The following is a 16,014-nucleotide window of genomic DNA, read 5'->3' as shown; positions in this document are numbered from 1 at the left end:
ATGAATCATCACAATACACATGAATTGGAGAATGGAACATGAAAAAGAAGCTTAGTGGTATTACAGCAGCAGTCCTGCTTACCAGCACACTGTTGACAGCTTGTGGAGGTGGCAGCCAAAGTGCAGCCCCTGGTGGAGATTCAAATGCGGCTTACGATCCTAATTCTACGGTGGAATTCACTTGGCTGAACGTACTTCATACGGCTTCCCCACCGACGGATGTCGTGAAGTCCAAGCTTGAGGAATACACCAAATCCAAAATTACATTTAACTGGGTACCTGATGCCTCCAAGGAAGAGCGGATTACAACAGCTCTGGCCTCAGGCCAATTGGCTGATATCGTAACGCTGACCATGATGACGAACTCATCGGTACGTAACTCTCTTAAATCCGGCCTATTCTGGGACGTAAGTCCGTACCTGGATGAATATGAGAACCTGACGAAGATTCCACAAAATGTACGTGAAGCCGCTTCGATTGATGGCGTGCTGTATGGTGTACCATTCCAGAAGAATCTGGCTCGCGGTGGTCTGGTCATCCGTAAAGATTGGCTGGATAAGCTGGGTCTGGAAGTACCAACAACACTGGATGAGCTGTATAACGTAGCCAAGGCCTTCACAGAGCAGGATCCTGATGGCAACGGCAAAAACGACACTACTGGGTTCGTAGATCGTTCCGATCTTCGTTATAGCAGCTTCAAGACGCTGAGCTCTTACTTCGGTACTCCGAACGGCTGGATGGTAGATGACCAGGGTAAATTTACACCTGAGTTCGAAACACCTGAATATCTGGAGACACTCAAGTATCAAAAAGATCTGTACACTAACGGATACATGAACAAGGACTTTGCTGTTACAGCGAAGACGGACCAACAGCAGCAATTCGCTCAAGGTCGTGCAGGTATTTACACAGGTATGGTAGACATTGCTAACCTTCGTAACCTGTCCCAAGGCTTGCAGGAAGGTATGGAGCTGGTGCCGGTGAACAAGATCTCTAATGGCGACGGACAGTATCATATCTGGTCTGAAGGCAGTGGCGTAGGCGGCTTACTGGCGTTCCCTAAATCCGAGGTGAAATCCGAGGAAGAGCTGAAACGCCTGCTGAAATTTGTAAACGACCTCATTGATGAAGAAGCATTTATGTATATGACTGGCGGTATTAAGGGAGAGCACTACGAGATTGATGAAAATGGCACTTACAAAATTATCGACAAGGATAAGTGGCAGGCGGATGTACAGCCATTCTCCAGCTCGAGACCAAGTGAAGTAACGTATACGCTGAAGGATGCCAACCCTGAGAAGGCACTGTCCAATGAACTTATTGAGGAGAACTCTAATTACGCTGTCCTGGACCCTACTGTTCCATTAGATTCTCCGACAGCCAATGATAGAGGTACAGAGCTCGAAAAAATTATTACTGACGCTTCCTTCAAGTTCATTATGGGCGAGATGGATGAAGCTGGCTTCAAAGCAGCGGTAGAGAATTGGAAGAATGCTGGTGGTAACCAGATTAAAACGGAATACGAAGAAGCCTATGCCAAGACTAAATAAATAAAACACAGCGGGTATAACCGATTGTGACAGGAGGGATCAGGAGTGGAGCAGAAGCAATACTGGGCTGAGAAGACAGCTAAATCATTCATGGAAAGAATGCCGAATATTTATGACGATCGAGGCCACAATCGCAAGTGGTCCTACGACTATGGTGTTGTACTAAAGGGCTTCGAGCTGCTGTGGAAACAGACGGGAAATGAAGAATACCTGCGTTACATTCAGAATCAGCTGGACTATTTTGTACAAGAGGATGGAAGCATCCGCGGTTATGGTATGGATGAATACAACATTGATCATATCAATAACGGCAAGCTTCTGTTTCTCCTGTACAAGGAGACTGGACATGAGAAGTACAAGAAAGCTGCTGCGCTTCTGCGCGAGCAATTGAAGACTCATCCCCGCACTTCGGAGGGTGCATTCTGGCACAAGAAAATCTATCCTTATCAAATCTGGCTGGATGGCTTATATATGGCATCACCGTTCTACCTGGAATATTTGCTGACCTTCGAGAATGGTGAGGGCATGGATGATGTCACCACCCAGTTCATTCTGTGTGAGAAGCATACGAAGGATGCTGAGACAGGCCTCCTGTACCACGCATGGGATGAGAAACGTGTGCAGCCTTGGTGTAATCCTGAGACGGGGCTATCTCTGAACTTCTGGGGACGTTCCATGGGCTGGTTCGTGATGGCGCTTGTAGATGTGCTTGCACTGTTGCCGGAGGAACACAAGGATTACAAAGAGCTCGTTCGTATTCTTAATGATACATTGACTGCGCTCAAGGCTTATCAGGACCCTGCAACAGGTGTCTGGTATCAGGTAGTGAACTTACCGGAGCGGAAAGGGAATTATCTTGAGGCTTCTGCTTCCAGCATGATTGCTTATGCACTGGCTAAGGGAATCCGTCTGGGCGTACTTGATTCCTCATGGGAAGCGACACTTACGAAAGCATTCAACGGCATTATCACCGAATTCGTGATCGAGACCAAAGAAGGTTGGGTGAACCTGAACAAGAATTGTGCGGTGGCTGGACTTGGCGGAGCGGATCAACGTGATGGTACCTTTGCTTACTATATTAGTGAACCGATTGTAACGAATGATCAGAAGGGCTTTGGAGCATTCCTCCAGGCTTGTGGAGAATATGAATGGCTGCAGCGCCAAGGCTTGAGAACAGGAGAGGAACAAAATGCCAGTGTATAATATTGCGGATTATGGAGTTACTCATGACGGAGTCGCAACAGCTGCTATTGCAGCTGCGATTGATGCGGCCAGTAAGGCTGGTGGCGGTACAGTAGTCGTGCCTGCTGGTACGTTCAAGACAGGAGCAATCTGGCTCAAGAGCAATATTGAGCTGCATCTAAGCCCGGGAGCTGTGTTGTCCTTCAGTACAGACCCTGAGGATTTTCCAATGGTAGAATCCCGGTGGGAAGGAGTGCGCCGCGAGGTGCATTCTCCCTGCATTTTCGGTAAGGATCTGGAGAACGTCTCTATTACAGGTAGCGGAACGATTGAAGGCAATGGACAGCCTTGGTGGGATACCTTCCGTAACCGCAGAGAGGAATTGAAGGCGCCAAGACCGACCATGATCGGTTTTTACAACTGCAAGAAAGTTACGCTTCGGGATATTTCCCTGCAGAACTCCCCGAGCTGGACGATTAATCCGATCTTGAGCTACAACGTGACGGTGGATAACGTATCAATCCTCAATCCGGCGGATTCACCAAACACAGATGGTATTAATCCCGAATCCTGTACTAATGTTCGAATCAGTAATTGCAATATTGATGTTGGCGATGACTGTATTGCGATCAAAGCAGGCACAGAGGACACGGCTGAACGGGTACCTTGTGAGAACATCACGATTACGAACTGCACTATGGTGCATGGTCATGGAGCCGTTGTGCTCGGCAGTGAGATGAGCGGCGATATCCGCAATGTAACGATTAGCAATTGTGTCTTCAAGCAGACAGATCGAGGCGTTCGTCTGAAGTCCAGACGTGGACGCGGTGGTACCATCGAGGATATCCGTATTAGCAATATCGTCATGGAGGATGTTATTTGTCCGTTCATCCTGAATCTGTATTATTTCTGCGGACCACGTGGTAAGGACAAATACGTATGGGATAAGAACCCTTATCCGATTACCGATGAGACACCTTGCTTCCGTCGTATTCATTTTGCCGATATTACAGCTCGCAACGTCCATGCTGCTGCTGGCTTCTTGTATGGCTTGGCAGAGCGTTATATCTCGGAGATCACCTTCTCCAATATCGATATCTCGATGGCGAAGAATGCAATCCCGGGCAAGCCTGCAATGATGACGGGCATTGAGGATATGAACAACCGAGGCTTCTATCTTGGGAATGTAAGAGATATTCGCTTCCAGCAGGTAACGATTGAAAATCATGAAGGACCTGCCTTCTACATTGAGAACGGTGAGAAGGTAGAACTGTTGAATTGCGAATCCAGAAATACCGCCAAGCCGGAGCAATTGGTCGAGCAGGTAGAGGTTACAGCAGGAACATAAAAGGGGGTCAGCGCAATGATGGAGGATCAGCTGAGGCTGTTGCTGGGCGATCTGCCTGCGGAACGTCCGATCAATGCGACCACCCTGAAGGTTGAAGAACATGAGGGATTTCGTCTGGAATCCCTCTTGCTCGACCTTAATGGGCTGGAGCCTGTGCCTGCTTATGTGGCTGTACCGTTGCAGGGTAAAGGGCCATTTCCGCTCGTGGTGTTCAATCACTCCCACGGTGGCAATTACACAAACGGCCGTAAAGAATTTATCAAGAGCAGCGCTTATTTGCAGGAGCCGTCCTTTGCCCAGACCCTAACGAGTATGGGCTATGCGGCATGCTGCATCGATATGTGGGGCTTCAATGAGCGTAGTGGTAAGGCCGAAAGTGAGATTGTGAAGGAGATGCTCTGGAAGGGACAGGTCATGTGGGGCATGATGCTGTATGACAATCAACGCCTGGTGGATTACATGTCGAATCGAGAGGATATCGATGCCTCCCGGATCGGAACTATCGGTATGTCTATGGGGGGCTTGATGGCTTGGTGGCTTGCAGCGCTTGATGAGCGGATCAAGGTCACCGTAGATCTGTGTGCTCAAGTGGATGCCGAGACGTTGCTTGCCAAGCGTGGACTGGACCATCATGGCTTTTATTCCTATGTTCCAGGTCTCTTGAAGCATTTCACAACGCTTGATATCCAGAAAAGAATTGTCCCTAGAGCTCGGATGAGTCTCGTCGGTATCCATGACCGTCTCTGTCCCCCGGAGGGAGTACAGTTGTTGGCGGAAGGCTTGCATGTAGCTTATCAGGATGCAGGCTACCCAGAGCACTGGCAGCCCATCCACACCGGCGGAGGGCATATGGAGACATTGGAAATGCGAGTAGCCTGGCAGGAGTTTCTTGCCAGACATCTATAAACTACAGAAAAGTCTGTTCGCCCAGCTAGCTGCCGCACAAGTCAGCTAATTAGGCAAGCATGGATGTTTTCTAGTGAACACAGTACGGTTCAGACTCATTGAATCTCCAGGTGAACAAGGTTAACTTGTTCACCTGACTGTATTTTAGAAATGCATCTAAGAAATGGCACTCGACAGAATGTGGGTGCAGCATAAGCGCATATTTAATCATCGAAGTTGCTTATATGACTAGGCTTGAACAGATATCTGCCAGGAAAGGAACGACCTCATTATGATCGTTGGTAAGCATACATTTTGTGATTATTCATCTATTCAGGAAGCGATTGATGCATTGGAGCAGCGTCCCTCCGATCAATGGGAGAAGCTGTACATTATGGCAGGCCTATATGAAGAGGAAGTGCGCATTTATCGTTCTCGCCTACATATCATTGGGCTGGGAGAAGTAGAAATTCGCATGAATCGATACGCTCGTGAGCTGGATGAGACTGGAGCCGAGATCGGCACATTTGCTACAGCTACACTATTTCTCGGAGGAAGTGATCTGATTATTGAGAATCTGATCATATCCAATACAGCAGGACAAGGCGAAGCGGTTGGGCAAGCCGTTGCAGTAACGGCTCACTCGGATCGCACCATCTTCCGTAACTGTTCGTTGAAAGCCCATCAGGATACGCTGTTCACTGGGCCGCTCCCACCGCGTCCCAAGGAACGCACCGTCTTTGGTGGAATTGAACTGAAGGAGTTCCATCAGCAATATAGACAGCTCTATCAGAACTGTTACATTGAGGGTACTGTTGATTTTATTTTCGGTGGAGCGACAGCCTATTTTGAGCATTGTGAAATCCGTAGCCTGAGGCATGATCGTAATCATGCAGGTTTTGTAACCGCCGCATCGACACCGCAGGGACAGGAGCATGGCTATGTCTTTAATCAGTGCTATCTGACGGGTGAGGCTGATATGACCCCAGTATTTCTAGGCAGGCCTTGGCGTGAGTACGCCAAGACGATATTCGTGGATTGCTTGCTGGATAGCCATATTGACCCGAGAGGCTGGGACAACTGGGATAATCCGGCGAACGAAGAGACTACTGTCTATGGTGAATACGGCAGCAAAGGTCCGGGTAGCAATAGTGACGCCCGTGTCGGCTGGGCGGCCTGTGAAGAGCTGAATGAGAACCAGGCAAGCACCTTCCGCAAGGAAGATATTTTCGACGAACATTTCTGGAAGCAGAGAGGGGAATAACGGCATGATGGCACGGAGATGGGAACTGGGAATAGGATGGTTCGGCGCCATCGTAGCATTGGTATTCATGGGGGGGTTCTCGGTGGTCATAGGACAGATGTCGCTTGAGACCTTCGAGACGTCACTGTACCCCATGCTGCGTGAAAATAATACAGCCGTTACTTTGGAGGACAGCTATGAGGCCTTGCGGACACTAGGTGCGTGGTTCGGCACGACCGTCACCTTTGTCCTGATTCTGGTTGTCTTCGCAAGCTATAGCCTGGGACGCAAGGGACGGTATGTAATTGCGGCCGTATTGTATGGTCTGGCTGGCTTGTTGATACTGCTCGGCACGCAAATGTTGGGCTTTCCGGTAGCCTTCCTCTTCTTCGTATCCGCCATCCTGTGCATCTGGCGTGGCAGACAACAGGCTCAGAACTTATGAAAAGGAGATTGTATACACGATGACACATCTGATCCAAAACCCGATTCTAAGAGGCTTTAACCCAGATCCCAGCATTCTGCGTGTAGAGGATACCTACTATATCGCTGTATCCAGCTTCGAGTGGTTGCCTGGTATACGCGTGTACTCCTCGCAGAATCTGGCTGATTGGGAGCACTGCACCGATATTTTGACCGATCAGGTAGACCTGCGCGGCAACGCGAAGAACTGTAGCATCTGGGCTCCACAGCTCAGCTATAGTGACGGATTGTTCTATCTCCTTTATACCGATGTGAAGAGCACCAAACGACCGTTCAAGGATGATCATAATTTCCTGATTACAGCTCCGTCGATTACCGGACCATGGTCTGAGCCTATCTACCTGAATAGCAGCGGCTTTGACCCGTCCTTGTACCATGATGAGGATGGCCGCAAGTGGCTGCTGAATGCCTTGTGGGATTACCGGATTACGGAGGGGAACAAGTCGAGTGGTATTGTCATGCAGGAATATGATGCAGCCGCCAAGCAATTGGTTGGCAAGCCGATAAAGCTGTTCGATTGCACGCCGCTCAAGAAGACAGAAGCCCCACATATTTACAAGCTGAATGGCTATTATTATCTGATTACTGCTGAAGGTGGAACTGGAATTGGGCATTCCGTTACGGTTGCGCGCTCCAAGGAATTGACAGGTCCGTATGAGGTAGATCCGCTCAATCCGATGCTGACCTCCAGTGACCGACTGGATTGGCCGTTGCAATGCGCTGGTCATGGCAGTCTTGTACAGACACCTGGTGGTGAGTGGTATATGGCACACTTGTGTACTCGCCCGGTAGAAGGTAAGTATGCTATTTTGGGGCGTGAGACCGCGCTTCAGCAGGTATATTGGGATGCTGACGGCTGGCTGCGCCTGACTGCAGGTGGACATACTCCACAGCTTGGAGTTCCTGCACCACAAGGGGTCGAGGTGAAGCCAAGAGAGGATGGACATCGCTTCGAGGACCACTTCGACGGCCCGCAGCTTCATAAAAACTGGAACACTGCCAGAATTCTACCTGATGAGAGCTGGTGCTCCCTCAAGGCACGTCCTGGCTACCTTCGTGTCGTGTCTGGCGAATCTCTGCAAAGTTTGTTCCGTCACCATCTGCTGGCAATCCGACAGACGGACATGGAATTCCGGGCTGAGACAGCAGTAGATTATAAGCCGGATAGTTACCTGCAGATGGCTGGGTTACTGTTATACCTCAATGATGATAATTATCTTTATGCCTACATTACACATGACGAGCAGCATGGCCGTGTGTTGCGCAAGCTGAAGTGTGAAGCAGATACGTTCTCACTTGTACCGGAGATGATTCCGCTGGATGCGGATAGTACAGTTGAACTGGCTGTAGAGGTCCACGACACGGTTGGACAATTCTATTATAAGCTGAGTGAAGAGGAAGGCTGGAAGCCACTATTCGGAGAGGAGAATATCAGTTTCTTGTCAGGAGGCTTCACAGGAAATTTCGTCGGGATTGCAGTGCATGATATGCAGCAATTCAACGGTAGCTACGCAGACTTCTCGCATTTTAGCTATGTTGGATCATAGTTGAGTAGTCGTTGAGTAGTTGATATAGAATGAAACTCTTATCTTTTTAAAAGCGCGAAAAGAGACCTCTCTTTGGGGCAAATGGTAGTGTTGGCTACCACTCCAAAGGAGAGGTTTCTTTGTATCTTCAATTACTGGTTTGTTGATGCATTCAGTCGCTAATATTCATCCCGATCACGAGGATTTAAGGATGATGGAGTATGATCAGGTTTGGTATGGCCGAATTCCTCCGATAGCTCGTGCAGGGACTTGATTTTACCATGGGGATGAATAGCCTCTTTTTGCTGCTTCCAACGGTTCTCCCGTCGACTCTTGGAACTGCTCATAATCAGCCTCCTTTTCTGCTGATAGTATGGAGCACCGCGAAGACGATTATACACTTGATACGTGAACAGATATAACAAAAGAAAAGTCCGCAAGGAATGCGGACTTTCATGGCATATCAATGAGGTATATCAGACGATTATTCGTTAATGCAGGCTAACTCTGGCGATCACAGGAGGTTAGCTTTGAAGAATGATCTCCGCTAGCTGATTTTTCTCCGCGTCCGACAGTAACTTCTCCGCCATAGGGAATAATATCGTCTCTTCCTTCATGAAATGCGACACCAAAATCTGTCGTGCGGCTATGGCATGGGAAGCAATTTTCATTGCAGCCTCAGCAGCGAGAGGAGCACTCAGCTCATCGAGTGTATCCGTGGCCGTCAAGAACAGGGCAAGCTGTTCCTTAGCTTGGTCATGCTCATACTCCATGACGGCAATGGGACCATTGTCGCGGCCGATATATGTAGCCATCATAGGAAAGAGGAACCCTTCCTCCACTTCCGAATGACGGTGCAAACGCTCTGAGAAATCTTTAATTTGCACACGAAGGCGCTTCATGGGCTCATGCCAATTCTGTATTTGATCATCTTCGCCGACAAGTGCCGCTGCTGCTGAGAATTCATCCATTTGTGCACTTAGCGGCTGATGCTCCAGCTTCAGCTGGGCCAACGGAGGGCAGAGCTCCACAGGCTCTCCGTTCAATAGACTGCTTGGACAAAATTGGCCATTCGGTTGCATAGTCATTCACTCCTAGGATTAGTTTTGCAAGCTTATTTTGTATATTTGAAGCCACGACTTCTTCCGTCACCGAAGTAATTAATGTTATGGACTCTTGAGATGAGTAATCCGCCATCTGCTGTCACATAGTCCTCTTCCAGGCAACGTCCCTTAATTCTGGCGATCAGATTCGTAATTCCTCCGAATTCGTCTCTTTCAATAACCTCTGTCAGACTGCACTCAATCGAGATGGGACATTCCTGAATAAGGGGTGCATGAACTACGGTCGATGCAGCAGGTGTCAATTGTACAAAGTCGAACTTGTGGCAGTCATGTCCGGAATGGGCACCGCAGTAATCCACCTCATTCTGTAAGGATTGGTCAGGCACATTTACAACAAAATCACGAACTTCTTTTATCTGCTGCACGGCATATCCCTTACTATTGAAGCCAAGCACCATCATATCCTTCAGTGTATAGGAGGAGGAGATGGGGGTTACGTTAGGTACACCATTTTGGTCATAGAAGCTTATGAGTACTGCAGGAAATCCGTAATACATCTTTTCAAAATTAACACGAACCTTGCTCATCGTTATTCCTCCATTACATTATTTATTCAGATTCAATGGTCTGACTGGCGTCCCCACCAGGTGGGATCATAGGATAGACATTCATTTCTTCAGTAATATCGAACTCTAATACTGCAACTCCACGCCTCGACAGGGCCTGATCAATAATTCGCTCTGCATCTGCATAAGAGCTGGCTCGATAGCCGGATGCACCGTATGATTGAGCCAATTCAATAAAATTCGGTGACGAGATCTTAACGGACGAATAACGCTTGTCGTGAAATAGCTGCTGCCATTGTCTAACCATCCCGAGATATCCATTCTTCAAAATGACGATGGTCAGATTGAGGTCGTAATCTACTGCCGTTATAAGCTCCTGTACATTCATCTGGATACTTCCGTCACCGCTGATACAGACAACCTGCTGTTCCGGACATGCCATAGCTGCCCCAATAGCTGCAGGTAGTCCATAGCCCATAGTACCAAGACCACCAGAGGTTAAGAAGGAGCGCGGACGGGAAAATGGATAATGGTGTGCCGTCCAGATCTGGTGCTGGCCTACATCCGTGGCTACAATGGCTCGTCCTTCGGTCTTGGCATGAATGAGCTGAATGACCTCTTGCGGCTGTAGCACTCCTTCGCTTGGCTTGGGGAGAGAGGGAATTCTCTTGGAAAAGGTGTGAGTATGCTCGTTCCATTCCTTCCAGGAGCCCGCAAGCTTGCTCTTCAGTAGCTCTCTAAGTACTGCATCAACAGAGCTATGAACAGCCAGATCCACCTGAACGTTCTTATTCAGCTCGGTCATGTCAATATCGACCTGAATTTTGTAGGAATGAGGTGAGAAGGCCTTGGGATTGCCGGATACCCTGTCGCTAAATCGTACACCGAAACATAACAAAACATCCGCCTGCTGAATGGTCTTGTTAGCAGCGACAGTGCCGTGCATGCCGACCATACCCAAATGTAGAGGATGGTTCGTCGGGAATGCTCCCAGGCCCATCATGGTGGAGGTCACAGGGATGTGTGCTTGTTCAATAAAGGAGATCAGTAGTTCGGAGGCTGACTCAGACATACATCCTCCTCCAATGAGCAGTGCTGGACGGGAGGCATGAGTCAGCTTGCTTACGATGGTGCGGACATCCTTTGTCGTCATGATAGGATCAGACTTGTAGCCTCTTAATAAGGAAATGGATGAAATATCTTCGAATTCATAATCACCAGAGGCTTGGGACTGCATGATATTCTTGGGCAAATCAATTAATACCGGACCTGGGCGTCCTGTAGTGGCGATATGAAAAGCGCTCTGTATAATTCTTGGCAGGTCTTGAATATCCATGACCATGAAATTATGCTTGGTGATGGACATGGTCATACCGTAGATGTCGACCTCTTGAAAGCTGTCGAGACCAATTAGATGAGAAGATACCTGGCCCGTCAGAATCACCATAGGTACGGAGTCCATATAAGCTGTTGCTATACCCGTGATTGCATTGGTCGCTCCCGGCCCACTGGTGACAAGTGCGACGCCTGGCTGCCCCGTCACTCGTGCATAACCATCTGCGGCATGTACTGCAGCTTGCTCGTGTCTGACCAGCACATGCTGAATGGATGAACTCTCATACAAAGCATCGTATACCGGGAGTACCGCGCCCCCAGGATATCCGAAGATAGTTGTTATTCCTTGTTCGATTAGTAGCTCAATGAGCAACTCTGCTCCAGTCACAGTAGCACCCCCTATTATGTAATAGAGTAGCGCAACCAAAAATAAACAAAGTGATTCCAGTCACTTCTTGCTAAAAACAGCCTGCCTTGAGTAATGATGCGAATGGGGAGGAGAGGCACCGTACTGTAAAATAACTAGGGAAATAATGCTTGCTTTCTTGCTGAACACAGCGTATAATCTAATTTATCGGGTTTGAGAAAACTTGATCATATGCGGTCGTGGCGGAATTGGCAGACGCGCACGGTTCAGGTCCGTGTGGGCTAACCCCCCGTGGAGGTTCGAGTCCTCTCGACCGCATCCTAATGAAGAATTTTTCAATAGCTCCTGTATGGTTTTTGACCATATAGGAGCTATTTTTATACGGGTTACTAGAGGAAGGCAGGCACGGGGTTTTTCTGTTGAGAACATGGTTAATGGCTAACCTTAGGATGGATAAAGCCCGGGATGGATATAACACGAAGCTGTTCAGACACAAGATTGAAGTTGCTGCCGCTAACAAAAGAAGAGGCTTGCCTATAGCTTTCGGTATAGGACAAGCCTCTTGTGTATTTACTTGATCGGTATAATACATAGTTCGCCCAGTACGTCACGCGTCTGATAAGCTACGGAAGGCACAGTACGCTCCACGAATTCAGCCACGTCCTCTTGCTGAAGATCATACATGATCTCCAGCTCCTTGGCATAGATCGAATGCCCTTCGCTAAGCCAATCCTTGAGAACTGGCGGGGCTGCGGGAACGGGATTTTGCTGGAGCACCTGCTTCAATCCTTCGACATACATGTCCAGAGAACGGGCACCTACGACTTTAACACCCTGATTCTCCTCATTGACCAACATTAGGGTTGGGAATCCTCTCACACCAAGTCTGGCGGACAGTTCAAAATCCTTGTCCAACAACGCCTGAGATGAATCAAGTGCTGCTTCGGTCACTACAGCTTCTCCATTCAGACCGATATCCCCTACCAATTGCTTTAATACATCGTCTTTTGCGATATTTTGATTGTGAACGAAGACAGCCTCTCTCGCTTTTCTCAGAAAATCCAGAGCCTTGTGTGTATCCTTCTTCTGAATAACCTTGAACACTCTAGAGGGGGGATACGAGGACTGGATGGGATCGTTATACCAGACTGCACCATCAATAGGCATGCGTGAATGTTCACCAACCTCTCGCCAGTGAGGAGCAACATCAGCAGGCTGGCGAATTCCATTGGCACTGTCAGCGAACCCTGACCAACCCGGCAGCAGTCCACCCATCACCACCTGCAGCTTGAAATAATGCCCGTATTGCTTGAGAAAGCGATTCAACACAGGCTCTAATGCCCAACAGTGTGAACAGATAGGGTCTGTTACATAATAGAGGGTGATTTTTTGACTTGGTGTATTCAAATCCACGATCTGCAGGGAGTCGTCCTCACCGATCCCGCATACACCTGTCTCAAGATTGCAATTCATTGGATTATTCATAGGATTGTCCTTTCATGATGCTTGATTTTAGGAGCAAATAAGTCTGTCTAAGATACCAATCAATCTAGTTATTCTATGTATAGACAATTATATTAGAACTATATATACTAACAAGTACTATTGTTAAAACAACCTAGTATAAAAAATATACTATAGGAGGTATAACGATGAATTATGCGCCCCAATTAGATAGCCTCTGTCCGGCGACATTTGCCTTCAACATCATCGGTAGGAAGTGGAATTTGCCGATTTTGGCCCTCTTGTGTGAGTATAAGACTATCAGGTATAACGAATTAAAGCGAAATCTCGATGGAATTACGGGCACGACGCTGACAAATTGTCTGAAGGAGCTAACGGACTATGGCATCGTGCACAGGGAACAGTATCACGAGATTCCCCCGCGTGTAGAGTACTCACTTACAAAAGCTGGACAAGAGCTGGCACCGATTATCGAATTGATTGTGGCGTGGGGTGAGAAGAATATTGAAGCTTATCAGGACCTGACAGCTAGCTCGTAGTTGAACGGAAGGAGCTATGAGTTTGTACTAGGGTCCGTATAGAATAAGCCGGATGGCATGGGATAGATTGTTGCACAAGAGGATAGTAGGAGGCAGGTATGAGGCAGGAAAGATGAACAAGTGGATAGGTATGAGGTAGGATTGATGATACCGAAATCCTGATGCCCAGATTGGCCTGGCGATACACTCGCTAGTCGTCACTGGGCTTTTTGGGTATTCTTACGTTGCTATTCTCCCGATATGAAACGATAGCCAATTCCCGGCTCGGTTATAATCCATCGGGGCCTGGTGGAGTCCTCCTCCAGCTTCTTGCGCAGATGGCCGATATAGATACGCAGATAGTGGCTGTCTGATTCATTATGCTGACTACCCCACACCTGCTGTAGCAACTGCCGCTGTGTGACGACCTTCCCTGCATGGGTGGTCAGAACCTTGAGCAGCTCATATTCTGTCGGTGTCAGCTTAATTCGTTCATCACGCAGCTTGACAATGCGCTGTGCGAGATCAATGGAAAGTTCTCCTGCTGTCAAAATTGGTTCGTGTGTAGACTTGGCCATATGCCTGAGTGCCACACGGATACGTGCGACCAGCTCCCCCATCCCGAATGGCTTGGTTACATAATCATCAGCTCCGCTATCCAGCGCAGCAATCTTGTCCTCTTCTCTGTCCTTGGCCGTGAGGACAAGGATAGGCACATTCGACCATTCCCGAATCCCTGCCAGGACATCCATACCGGATCTGTCAGGCAGACCGAGATCCAGCAGGATAATATCTGGCGAGGTCAATGTCGCCTGTCGCAAGCCTTCCTCTCCTGTAGCCGCTTCACTGACTGCATATTGATGGGCCTGCAGTGTGACCTTCAGCAGCTTACGGATCTGTGGTTCATCGTCAATGATTAGAATTCGTGCTCCTTGCTCTTGCGTGGTCATTCTTCCTCCGGCTCCTTTCGCGAGTCCGTACGTAGCTGCATTGTTGGCCGCTCAGGCAGCGTAATCGTAATGGTTGTTCCTTGTGGCTCATGGGGTCCAGCTACAATCGTTCCCTCATGCAATTCAGCGATACCTTTGCTGATTGCCAGCCCCAAGCCTGTGCCTGTAATTGGCATGGCTCGCTCCGAACGGTAGAATTTATCGAAGATTCGTTCATATTCCTCCTGTTGGATTCCGATACCGTGATCCGAGACCATAATAATAACTTGTTCAGCCTCCAATCGCACTGTAACGATAATTTTGCTGTAATCCGGGCTGTACTTTATAGCATTGCTGATGACATTGACCAGCATTTGCTCCAGCAGCACCTCATCACCGAATACCAGGATGGGGTCGCCCTCGGGTAGCTTGACTACGAGCTCACGATGCTCCTGGTCGTCCTTGACCTGGGACAGCGTCACACCAATTATATCCTCAATGTCGCACCAGTTCTCTCGTAGACGCAGCATACCACCTTCAAGTCGTGCCATCCCTAGCAAATTCAGCACTAGACGATTCATGCGCAGGGCTCCGTCTCGAATTGTCATTAACAGTTCTGCACGATCCTCCTGAGAGAAGAGTCGTTCATTCTCAATTAGTCCTGTAGCCGAGCCGATAATGGCTGCAAGTGGGGTTCGTAGCTCATGCGATACTGAATTCAGAATGGCTGTGCGCAGACGCTCTGACTCGGCTGTGACGTGAGCAAGCCTGGCCTCTTCCGCCAGCTTGATTCGCGCAATGGCACTGGAGATCAATCCGCCAAGTCCCTCAAAGAGACGAAAATATTCATTGCTGCTCCCGACAGCTGCTTCTTGCGACATATACAATGCCAGTACACCAAAGGGACCATCTTCTGTTCGTAGAGGTAGCATATAGCCTAACGATTTATCTGAGTCGCTGGGGGACAGTGCCGAGGCTTCTCCCGTCACATATACGTTTTTGGCGAGAGCTGCCTCAGTAGAAATCGACCCGTTGTCTGCTGAGGGAGTCAACGGGTAGACAAGAACGAGCGAACTGCTCGACTCTGCTAGGTAAACAAATGTGTCTATCCCAAGGCTACTATGCACGTGCTCAGCAAATTGGGCCAGTAAGCTGGACGTATCATTGGTCGTGCCCAGTTGCTTGCTAAGGGTATACAGCGCTGCAGTGTGTGCCTCTCTCTGAGCGGATATACGAATTTGCTTATTCAACTTGGCCGCTAGCCCAGCTGTAAGAGCAGCTACTGCAAAATACACTCCGAAGGTAACCAGATAGTGCGCATCCGATACGGAGAAGCTCGCAAGTGGGGGCACGAAAAAGAAGTTAAAGCCCAGCACGCCTAGACAGGCAGCATATATAGCTGCATACAGGCCCCATATTGCAGCATTGACAAGTACCGGCAGCAAGTAGAGTAATGCAATACTCACCAGATCGACTCCAAGCTGCTGTAAGATAACCGTCATTATTGTCATGCCTAATGTGGTCCCTAGGTACGGTCCTGATTTTATCCAAAAT

General features: G+C 48.6%; 15 protein-coding genes and 1 tRNA gene. 9 read left to right on the top strand and 7 right to left on the bottom strand.

Going from position 1 to position 16,014, the window contains the following annotated elements:
* The first annotated feature begins 38 nt into the window (after nucleotides 1–38).
* The 7 genes from D328_RS0115825 to D328_RS0115795 all read left to right on the top strand — a co-directional run bounded on the left by D328_RS0115825 (nucleotide 39) and on the right by D328_RS0115795 (nucleotide 8,238).
* Nucleotides 39–1,550 (top strand): extracellular solute-binding protein, encoded by a 1,512-nt coding sequence (locus D328_RS0115825; RefSeq protein ID WP_018885999.1) that lies wholly within the window; start codon nucleotides 39–41, stop codon nucleotides 1,548–1,550.
* Nucleotides 1,551–1,595: 45 nt separating this feature from the next.
* A complete protein-coding gene (locus D328_RS0115820; RefSeq protein WP_018885998.1) occupies nucleotides 1,596–2,753 on the top strand; it encodes a glycoside hydrolase family 88/105 protein in 1,158 nt (385 codons plus the stop codon).
* Nucleotides 2,740–4,080, top strand: a complete 1,341-nt coding sequence (locus D328_RS0115815; RefSeq protein WP_018885997.1) for a glycoside hydrolase family 28 protein — start codon at nucleotides 2,740–2,742, stop codon at nucleotides 4,078–4,080. Before D328_RS0115820 ends, D328_RS0115815 begins: the two co-directional genes overlap by 14 nt.
* 15 nt (nucleotides 4,081–4,095) lie before the next feature.
* Nucleotides 4,096–4,986: a dienelactone hydrolase family protein gene (locus tag D328_RS0115810; RefSeq protein WP_018885996.1), complete on the top strand. Its 891-nt coding sequence runs from the start codon at nucleotides 4,096–4,098 to the stop codon at nucleotides 4,984–4,986.
* A gap of 271 nt (nucleotides 4,987–5,257) precedes the next feature.
* Nucleotides 5,258–6,229 carry a pectinesterase family protein gene (locus D328_RS0115805; protein ID WP_018885995.1) on the top strand — a complete coding sequence of 324 codons (972 nt, stop codon included), beginning with the start codon at nucleotides 5,258–5,260 and terminating at the stop codon, nucleotides 6,227–6,229.
* 4 nt (nucleotides 6,230–6,233) lie between these two features.
* Nucleotides 6,234–6,653: a hypothetical protein gene (locus tag D328_RS0115800; protein ID WP_018885994.1), complete on the top strand. Its 420-nt coding sequence runs from the start codon at nucleotides 6,234–6,236 to the stop codon at nucleotides 6,651–6,653.
* Nucleotides 6,654–6,672: 19 nt separating this feature from the next.
* A complete protein-coding gene (locus tag D328_RS0115795) occupies nucleotides 6,673–8,238 on the top strand; it encodes a glycoside hydrolase family 43 protein (RefSeq protein ID WP_018885993.1) in 1,566 nt (521 codons plus the stop codon).
* A gap of 158 nt (nucleotides 8,239–8,396) precedes the next feature.
* Here the strand turns inward: D328_RS0115795 and D328_RS31895 are convergent, their stop codons facing one another.
* The 4 genes from D328_RS31895 to ilvB form a co-directional block, all read right to left on the bottom strand.
* The gene (locus D328_RS31895; RefSeq protein WP_018885992.1) at nucleotides 8,397–8,564 is read right to left on the bottom strand and encodes a DUF6254 family protein; all 168 of its coding nucleotides are present in this window, start codon (nucleotides 8,562–8,564) and stop codon (nucleotides 8,397–8,399) included.
* A gap of 177 nt (nucleotides 8,565–8,741) precedes the next feature.
* Entirely contained in the window at nucleotides 8,742–9,299 is a 558-nt protein-coding gene (locus tag D328_RS0115785; RefSeq protein ID WP_018885991.1) for a hemerythrin domain-containing protein, read from the bottom strand.
* Nucleotides 9,300–9,331: 32 nt separating this feature from the next.
* Nucleotides 9,332–9,868, bottom strand: coding sequence for a flavin reductase family protein (locus tag D328_RS0115780; RefSeq protein ID WP_018885990.1), 537 nt, complete (start codon nucleotides 9,866–9,868; stop codon nucleotides 9,332–9,334).
* 22 nt (nucleotides 9,869–9,890) lie between these two features.
* Nucleotides 9,891–11,570, bottom strand: coding sequence for a biosynthetic-type acetolactate synthase large subunit (gene ilvB / locus D328_RS0115775; RefSeq protein WP_018885989.1), 1,680 nt, complete (start codon nucleotides 11,568–11,570; stop codon nucleotides 9,891–9,893).
* Nucleotides 11,571–11,782: 212 nt separating this feature from the next.
* On the opposite strand from ilvB, the gene D328_RS0115770 reads away from it, so the two are divergent.
* Nucleotides 11,783–11,867, top strand: a tRNA-Leu gene (locus D328_RS0115770).
* A gap of 252 nt (nucleotides 11,868–12,119) precedes the next feature.
* Here D328_RS0115770 and D328_RS0115765 read toward each other — a convergent pair.
* Nucleotides 12,120–13,034, bottom strand: coding sequence for a DsbA family protein (locus tag D328_RS0115765; protein WP_018885988.1), 915 nt, complete (start codon nucleotides 13,032–13,034; stop codon nucleotides 12,120–12,122).
* Between the two features lie 167 nt (nucleotides 13,035–13,201).
* Between D328_RS0115765 and D328_RS0115760 the strand changes: the two genes are divergently transcribed.
* Entirely contained in the window at nucleotides 13,202–13,552 is a 351-nt protein-coding gene (locus D328_RS0115760) for a winged helix-turn-helix transcriptional regulator (protein ID WP_018885987.1), read from the top strand.
* 227 nt (nucleotides 13,553–13,779) lie between these two features.
* Here D328_RS0115760 and D328_RS0115755 read toward each other — a convergent pair whose 3' ends face one another.
* Together D328_RS0115755 and D328_RS29280 are read right to left on the bottom strand one after the other, a co-directional pair.
* A complete protein-coding gene (locus tag D328_RS0115755) occupies nucleotides 13,780–14,481 on the bottom strand; it encodes a response regulator (RefSeq protein WP_018885986.1) in 702 nt (233 codons plus the stop codon).
* Entirely contained in the window at nucleotides 14,478–15,971 is a 1,494-nt protein-coding gene (locus tag D328_RS29280; RefSeq protein ID WP_018885985.1) for an ATP-binding protein, read from the bottom strand. Before D328_RS29280 ends, D328_RS0115755 begins: the two co-directional genes overlap by 4 nt.
* Nucleotides 15,972–16,014 lie beyond the last annotated feature (43 nt).

It is taken from the genome of Paenibacillus massiliensis 2301065 = DSM 16942, from assembly GCF_000377505.1.
Classification (GTDB): Bacteria; Bacillota; Bacilli; order Paenibacillales; family Paenibacillaceae; genus Paenibacillus; species Paenibacillus massiliensis.
Note: the sequence above shows the minus strand (reverse complement) of the source record. Positions and strands in the feature narration are given on the sequence as shown.